Consider the following 6,792-nt stretch of genomic DNA (forward strand, 5'->3'; position numbering starts at 1 on the left):
GGTCCCGACGTCCCCCGTGGACCAGCACCAGACGGTTCCCGCCACCCCGATGGAGGAACGGGTGGCCGCGGCGTACCGGCAGGTCCTCGGGCTCGAGGAGATCGACCGTGCGGTGCTCGACAGCGAGACGAACGGCTTCGCGCGCCTGCACGTCGACGGTCGCCGTGGGCGCATCCTCGGCGCCACGATCGTGGCGCGGCACGCTGGCGAGATGATTGGCGAAGTGACGCTCGCCATGACCTCCGGGCTCGAGGCAGCGGCGCTCTCGTCGACCATCCTTCCGTATCCCACGCAGGCCGAGGTCATTCGGCGCCTGGGCGATGCCTATCGGCGGTCGAGCCTCACGCCCAGGGTGCGCCGGCTCCTGGAGCGATACTTCCGCTGGAGACGGTAAGGCGGGTCACTCGATCTTCAGCGCGATCGTCGGGTCGATCCTGATCGCACGGCGTGCGGGGAGATAGCCTGCCGCGAACGCGACTCCGAGCAGCACGATTGCGATCACCGCGAAGGTCACGGGATCGGCAGGGCCAACTCCGTACAACAAGGCCACCAAGAACCGAGTCACCATTAAGGCCGTGATGAAACCGGCGGCAATTCCGATGGCTGACAAGAGCAGCGCCTGCCCGAGGACGAGTTTCAGGACATCACCGGTGGTGGCGCCCACGGCAATGCGGATGCCCAACTCTCGCGTGCGCCGGCTGACCGTATACGCCATTACACCGTAGAGTCCAACGGCGCACAACGTAAGCGCGAGCAGACCGAACAGGCTCAGCAGCGTTGCCGCCATGCGCTGGCGAAACAGCGAGACCCCGAGGTGCTCCCGCAAGGTGTCGGGGTCGAAGACCGGCATCTCCGGGTCGAGGGCGGCGACTTCGCCCTCCACCGCATGCAGCATCTCTTCCGGCTCCAAGGCCGTGCGCGCGACCAGAATCATGTTGGAGCGATAGTCTTGCAGCAACGGCAGGTAGAAGAAAGGCTGAGGCGCTTCACTCAAGCTCCGGTTCTTGACGTCCTTGACGACGCCGACGATCTCGAGCCATTCGCCCTCCACGTTCAGGCGTCTCCCGAGCGCATCCCCTCCAGCCCAGTAGCGCTGCGCCATCGTCTCGTTGATGATGACCGCGCGCTGCGTGTCATCGCGATCGCGCTCATCGAACTCGCGGCCACGCACCAACGGGATCCGCATGGTCTGAAAGTAATCGGGCCCGACCGTCTCGTAGTTGAAGCGCATGTCTTCGGCACGCGCGGGCGCATAGCCATCAATCACCACAGTCGCGAACGCGATGCCGCTCAGCGTGAGAGGGAGCCGGCGCGCCAGCGTGGCCGCCTCGACCCCTGGCAGCGTCGACACGCGCTCGACGAGCCGGCGATAGAACTCACGCCCGCGGCTCTCGTCGTAACCGCTCAGAAAGGGATCGAACGAGGCGAGCAGCACGCGCTCGGGATCGAAACCTGGATTCGCCAGAGATGCCTCCCGCAGACTACGGACCAGCAGGCCTGCGCTGATCAACGCGACCATCGAGAGCGCGACTTGAGCGATCACGAGCGCGTGGCGCAGAGACATCCGGCGCACGCCGCGCTCCGGCGTTGTCGTCGTGTCCTTCAAGGCGGCGACCAGATCCGGCTTGGACGCGTGGAGCGTCGGCGCCAGGCCGCACAGGATCGTGGTCACCACGGTCAGGGCCAGGGTGAATGCGAAGACGACGGCGTCCGGCCTGGTATCGAAGCTCACGTCCACCCCGAGCGGTGGAAGGAAGGCAGGAAGTGAACGGGCGCTCCAGAAGGCAAGGGTCAGCCCGAGGGCGGCGCCGAGTGACGCCAGCACCAGACTCTCGGACAACATCTGTCGCACCAATCGCTGCCGGCTTCCGCCCAGGGCCAGACGTAGCGCGATCTCCTTCCGTCGCGAGGCAGCGCGGCCCAACAGCAGGTTGGCCACGTTCGCGCAGGCGATCAGCAGCACGATAGCCACGGCAGTCATCAGCACGGCGAGTGACGACTGAAGGCTCTGCTTCAGGCTGAACGGCGACCGCGTGAGCAAGAACACGTCCGCGCCCATCTGTTCATTCGTCTGCGGAAAGGCACGCTCCAGTTGAGCCGCTAGAGACACGATGTTCGCGCGCGCCTGGTCCACGGTCACGCCAGGCCGGAGCCGGCCCATCACCATCAGCCAGCGACTGCCGCGGTCCGTCAACGAGAAATGCGGACGGGCGATGTAGTCCTTCATCATCACCGGCGTCCACACATCGAGGACGATTCCCGAGAAGCTGCTCCCGAACTCCTTCGGTGTAATGCCGATGACGATGAAGTCGCGCGCATTGAGCGTGACGGCTCGGCCGACGATGTTGGGATCGCCGCCGAAGCGGCGTTGCCACAATCCATAGCCCATGACGACGACCGGGCGAGCGTTCGGCGTCCGATCTTCTTCGGGGAGAAATGTGCGCCCGATGAGCGCCTTCACACCGAGCACGTCGAAGTAGTTGCCGGACACAATCGCGCCGCGTACGCGTTCCGGCGTGCCTCCGCGCCCGAGATTGACGGGCAGTACCTGATGAGCGACGACACCCGAGAGCACCTCGTTGCGGTCGCGCAGGTCCACGTAGTCGGGGTAGGACAGCGAGAGGGCGGAGTTGTTGCGCGTGGCGCCCCAGATCTCGACGAGGTCGTCCGGCTGGTCAACGCCCTGCAAGCGCTCCAGGAAGATCACCTTGATCCAGGTGAAGATCGTGGCATTGGCGCCAATGCCCAGGGCCAACGTGATCACGACCGCAGCCGTGAAGCCCGGCCGCTTCAGGAGCATGCGCAGGCTGTAGCGGAGGTCTTGCCAGAAGGTGTCCATCATGGCGACACCATTCTAGGCGGGTCGCCATGCGGGGACCCGTGCCGAAAGTCATAGTGCGATCAATCGGAGAATCGGTGTCAGCGATGGCCGACCTACGGCACGGTGTGCCAGTGCCCGTGCTCATCCGACCACACGCGCTGCGGCGCGCGCGAGCCAGCATCTTGGTTGAACGAGGTGATACCCACCACGATGGCGGCAATGACCACACAGATGAGCGCAATCAGGAAGACGCGCTCACGAGCGCCTAGGACTTGCTTCTTCGCCCCGCAGCATCGCTTGAACTTCTTGCCGCTGCCACACGGACACGCGGCGTTTCTGCCAACGGGGCCTGCTCTCGTCATGGTTCGAGTTCCTTTTGCCGTTCGGACGCTGCTTGCGCGTCGGGGGCTCCAGGCGCCCACGTGCCGTCCAGCAGGCGCGCCGCCACCTCGAGATCAGCGGTGGGCAACTGGCACACGTAGTCCTCGCAGATGTACGCGGTGGCCTTCCCGTCCTTTCGGCTCACGCCCTTGACAAACGGGAGCCAGCGCGCCAGTTGGCGCTGCCCCTCGCCCGCATCGGCGAGCAGCAGTATCTTATTCGGGATGAAGCGATCGTGCACGAGTCGAAGCATCGCGCGCGTATCAGCCGCATCGGCCCGCCCGGCAATGACGATCTGCTTCGGCTTCGAGAGACTGAAATCGAGCGCCGCGACGAGCTGCGGGACAGCCGCAGGCTGTTGTTGGAGCCGATCGGCTCCCCTAGCGCAGGCCTTCACGGCCGCAGTGGGCAAGGCTAACACTACCGCCGGCTCGGTCGGATCACTGAGAATTCCCCGCCACTGTGAGAATTCTCAGTCTGACGATGAATGGAATAGTCGGATGATGGATCGAGAAACGGCTGAATCAGGAGTCGTCGCAGTCGCAGATCCCGCGGCGACCGGAATTGCTCGACGCCAAGCGTCATGCCGTCATGCCCGGCCGCTGGCCCCGGCCGGTACGTGCCCAGCAACCGGTCCCACCAGGGCAGGTTGAACCCGAAGTTACTGTTCGTCTCTTCGGGGCGGACGGAGTGATGTACACGATGCATGTCGGGGGTGACCACGATCCAGCGCAGCACATGATCGATCGCACGGGGCATGCGGATGTTCGCGTGATTGAACATCGAGGTTGCGTTGAGCAGCACCTCGAACGCCAGAACGGCCACGGGCGGGGCCCCGAGTGCGGCGATCGCTGCCACCTTGAATCCCATCGAGAGCAGATGCTCCACCGGATGGAATCGCACGCCGGTCGTCACGTCGCACTCCAGATCGCTGTGATGCATCCGATGCAGGCGCCACAGCACGGGCACGGCATGGAAGAGCACGTGCTGCAGGTAGATCAGGAGGTCGAGCGCGATGATCGATGCGAGAATCGTCATCAAGGCTGGCCACCCGAGCACACCGAAGAGCCCCCAGCCGCGCGACTCGATGAGGAGCGCGAACCCGACCAGAGCCGAGGGCAACACGACCCGCTGCGAGAGCGTGTCGATGACGGCAATGCCGAGGTTGGCAGGCCAGCGCAGGCGGCGCCCGAAGTCCTGCGGCCGGCGCGGTGCCAGCAGCTCCCAGACGGCCATCGCGACCAAGATGGCCAGGAAGATCGCCAGGCGGGTCAGGCTTTCGTGCGTGATCACGGTGTTCACCATTCATGCCGGGGGGTGGAAAGGGAGATCGGACGTCGTTCTTGGCCACCGTTCTGTCGCGTCGGAGAGAAGACGACGGACGACGTCGGTTGCGAATTCAGTCGGTGATTCAGTTAATCAATCACTATATTGAATGATAGACTAACTGCCTGTGCTGAACAAGAGCCCCAAACACGCACTCTTCGAGCTGTTCGCCCGAGTGGCGCGGGCCATCGGCCACGCCGCTCGTCTGGAGTTGATCGAGCAGCTGGCTCAGGGCGAGCGGCGAGTAGAGCTACTGGCCGAGCGGACGGGCCTCTCGGTGGCCAACGCGTCGCAGCACTTGCAGCAGTTGCGCCGCGCCGGACTGGTCACCTCGCACCGCGACGGCAAGTTCGTGGTGTATCGGTTGGCGGACGAATCGGTGCTCGAGCTGTTGGGGACGGTGCGGGGCATTGCTGAACGGCAGCTCGCCGAGGTCGAGCGCATCGTGCGCAGCTACTTCGCCGACCGGGACAGCCTGGAACCGGTGTCGCGAGAAGAGCTCCTCGAGCGATCGCGCGAGGGCCTGGTGACGATCCTGGATGTGCGGCCAGCCGAGGAGTTCGCGCTCGGTCACCTGCCGGGCGCGGTGAATGTTCCGCTTCGCCAGCTCGAGGATCGGCTTCGAGAAGGCTCAGCGCCACTCGCCGAGGTGGATCCGTCACGTGAGATCGTCGCGTACTGCCGCGGCCCTTACTGCGTGCTCTCGTACGAGGCGGTGGCGCTACTGCGCAGCCGAGGCTTTACCGCGCGGCGCCTCGTTGACGGGTTACCGGAATGGAGGGCGGCTGGGTTCCCGATCGATGTTACGTAATGGCCTGACTCCAGCTGCGTGGCGACGAACACGCGGATCACTCAGCGGCGCACCCGCACGTCGAGCGCGAGGTCCTGCCGCTGATAGAGACAGGTGCCGTCCACATCTTCACAGACATAGTAGAGGGTATACGCCGGAATCCTGACGCGGCCGGCGGCAACTGTCTCAGGGGAGCGCAACTCGAACTCGACCCGCCGGGTTTCCTGACTCACAGGTTGCTTCGGTCGCGGCACGGTGAGATATCGAGCGTCGACCTGCCAGCCCTCGGGCGGGTTCACCCAAAGCACGAGATCATCGACCTCATTGTTCCAGTGAGCTTTTCGGGCGAGGTTCGGGCGCAGCACCACGTGGGCGCGGGTGGTCGCTCCCGGCGCGACCTCGGTCGGCACGGTGAGGGCTTCCAGGTGAATGAGCCCGCCCCGGTCCCGATAGATGCGCCCCTTCGGATCCGGCTCAGGCCTGGAGCCGCTCGCTGTCTCGAACGCCTTCACTGGCTGCGCGAACTCCGCGCCGCTCGGTTCGACGCTGAGAGGCACCGGGTCGTCGCCGCGGGCGCGGATGGCGGTCCGTGCGTCCGCCACCCAATCGTAAACGCGGCCACATGGTACCCTAACGTTGGGAATCCACCTATGACTCACCGGACGACCGGGCCGTTGGCGAGCTGTGCAATCCTATCTATCAGGCGTTGTTGACCGTGCTGCAGAAGCATTTCGTCCAAACGTGAGCCGAACGGGATTCAGGAGGAGTCGATGAGCTGGCGCTCGAGTATCGCGTGCACGGCGGTGGCGGTGAATCTCATCGTGCTCGGTGTCTGGCCGCTGGCCGCGGATCCACCCCTCGTCGACAAAGCCATCGCGTTCCATGGGGGTGCGACGTACGAGCAGGCGCAGGTCTCCTTCACGATATCGTCCGGGTCGGGTGGCTTCGACGTCGAGGCCACGCTCGACGGAGAGCGCTTCGAGTACATCGTCTCGGCCGAAGGCGAGAAGACGCGTTACACGGACCGCGAGCTCGCTCGATCGAGCAGCAATGGATGGCAGACGCTCGACGGGCACGCGGCGGACGAGGCGCGAACCTTCGTCATGTCGCGTGTGTTCCTCCCATTCCTTCCCTATGGGCTCAATGGCTCGGCCGCGTTTCAAGGTCCGACCAATGAGGACCTCGGTCTCGAAACCTGGAACGGCCGACAGCTCCACAAGGTGAAGGCGCAATTCCCAGGCGGTGTGGCGCCGGACGGGCACAGGACCTTCATGTTCTGGTTCGATCCAGACAGCGGGCGCCTCGAGCAGTTCGCCTACGACTTCACCATCGAGGGAGGTGGTGTCCGATTCCGGAAACCGACGACGTACCACAAGGCTGGCGGCCTCCTCTTCTTCGATTCGGAGAATTGGGGCGTCAACGGACAAGGACTGACCGTGGATCAGGTCACCCCGGACTTCGTGACGTCCAAGAT

Annotated in this window: 8 protein-coding genes; 3 read left to right on the forward strand and 5 right to left on the reverse strand. The window is 64.8% G+C overall.

The features are described 5' to 3' along the window. The first annotated feature begins 16 nt into the window (after positions 1 to 16). Complete coding sequence (locus tag GEV06_27755; GenBank protein ID MPZ21653.1) at positions 17 to 394, forward strand: hypothetical protein; 378 nt, start codon at positions 17 to 19, stop codon at positions 392 to 394. 6 nt (positions 395 to 400) lie between these two features. On the opposite strand, the gene GEV06_27760 is transcribed toward GEV06_27755, so the two are convergent. From GEV06_27760 to GEV06_27775, 4 genes are all read right to left on the reverse strand, one after another. Beyond that, positions 401 to 2,842, reverse strand: coding sequence for an FtsX-like permease family protein (locus GEV06_27760; protein MPZ21654.1), 2,442 nt, complete (start codon positions 2,840 to 2,842; stop codon positions 401 to 403). A 92-nt stretch (positions 2,843 to 2,934) separates the two neighbouring features. Then, positions 2,935 to 3,183, reverse strand: a complete 249-nt coding sequence (locus GEV06_27765; protein ID MPZ21655.1) for a hypothetical protein — start codon at positions 3,181 to 3,183, stop codon at positions 2,935 to 2,937. Continuing rightward, positions 3,180 to 3,614, reverse strand: a complete 435-nt coding sequence (locus GEV06_27770) for a hypothetical protein (GenBank protein ID MPZ21656.1) — start codon at positions 3,612 to 3,614, stop codon at positions 3,180 to 3,182. Before GEV06_27770 ends, GEV06_27765 begins: the two co-directional genes overlap by 4 nt. 8 nt (positions 3,615 to 3,622) lie before the next feature. Continuing rightward, a complete protein-coding gene (locus GEV06_27775; GenBank protein MPZ21657.1) occupies positions 3,623 to 4,507 on the reverse strand; it encodes a sterol desaturase family protein in 885 nt (294 codons plus the stop codon). Between the two features lie 148 nt (positions 4,508 to 4,655). Here GEV06_27775 and GEV06_27780 point away from each other — a divergent pair, with 148 nt between their 5' ends. Continuing rightward, positions 4,656 to 5,339, forward strand: a complete 684-nt coding sequence (locus GEV06_27780; protein ID MPZ21658.1) for a metalloregulator ArsR/SmtB family transcription factor — start codon at positions 4,656 to 4,658, stop codon at positions 5,337 to 5,339. A gap of 41 nt (positions 5,340 to 5,380) precedes the next feature. Here the strand turns inward: GEV06_27780 and GEV06_27785 are convergent, their stop codons facing one another. Beyond that, positions 5,381 to 5,920, reverse strand: a complete 540-nt coding sequence (locus GEV06_27785; protein MPZ21659.1) for a hypothetical protein — start codon at positions 5,918 to 5,920, stop codon at positions 5,381 to 5,383. Positions 5,921 to 6,088: 168 nt separating this feature from the next. Between GEV06_27785 and GEV06_27790 the strand changes: the two genes are divergently transcribed. Beyond that, a partial coding sequence (locus tag GEV06_27790) for a hypothetical protein (protein MPZ21660.1) occupies positions 6,089 to 6,792 on the forward strand: 704 nt, incomplete at its 3' end.

The sequence above is a fragment of the Luteitalea sp. genome, from assembly GCA_009377605.1.
Lineage (GTDB): Bacteria > Acidobacteriota > Vicinamibacteria > Vicinamibacterales > Vicinamibacteraceae > WHTT01.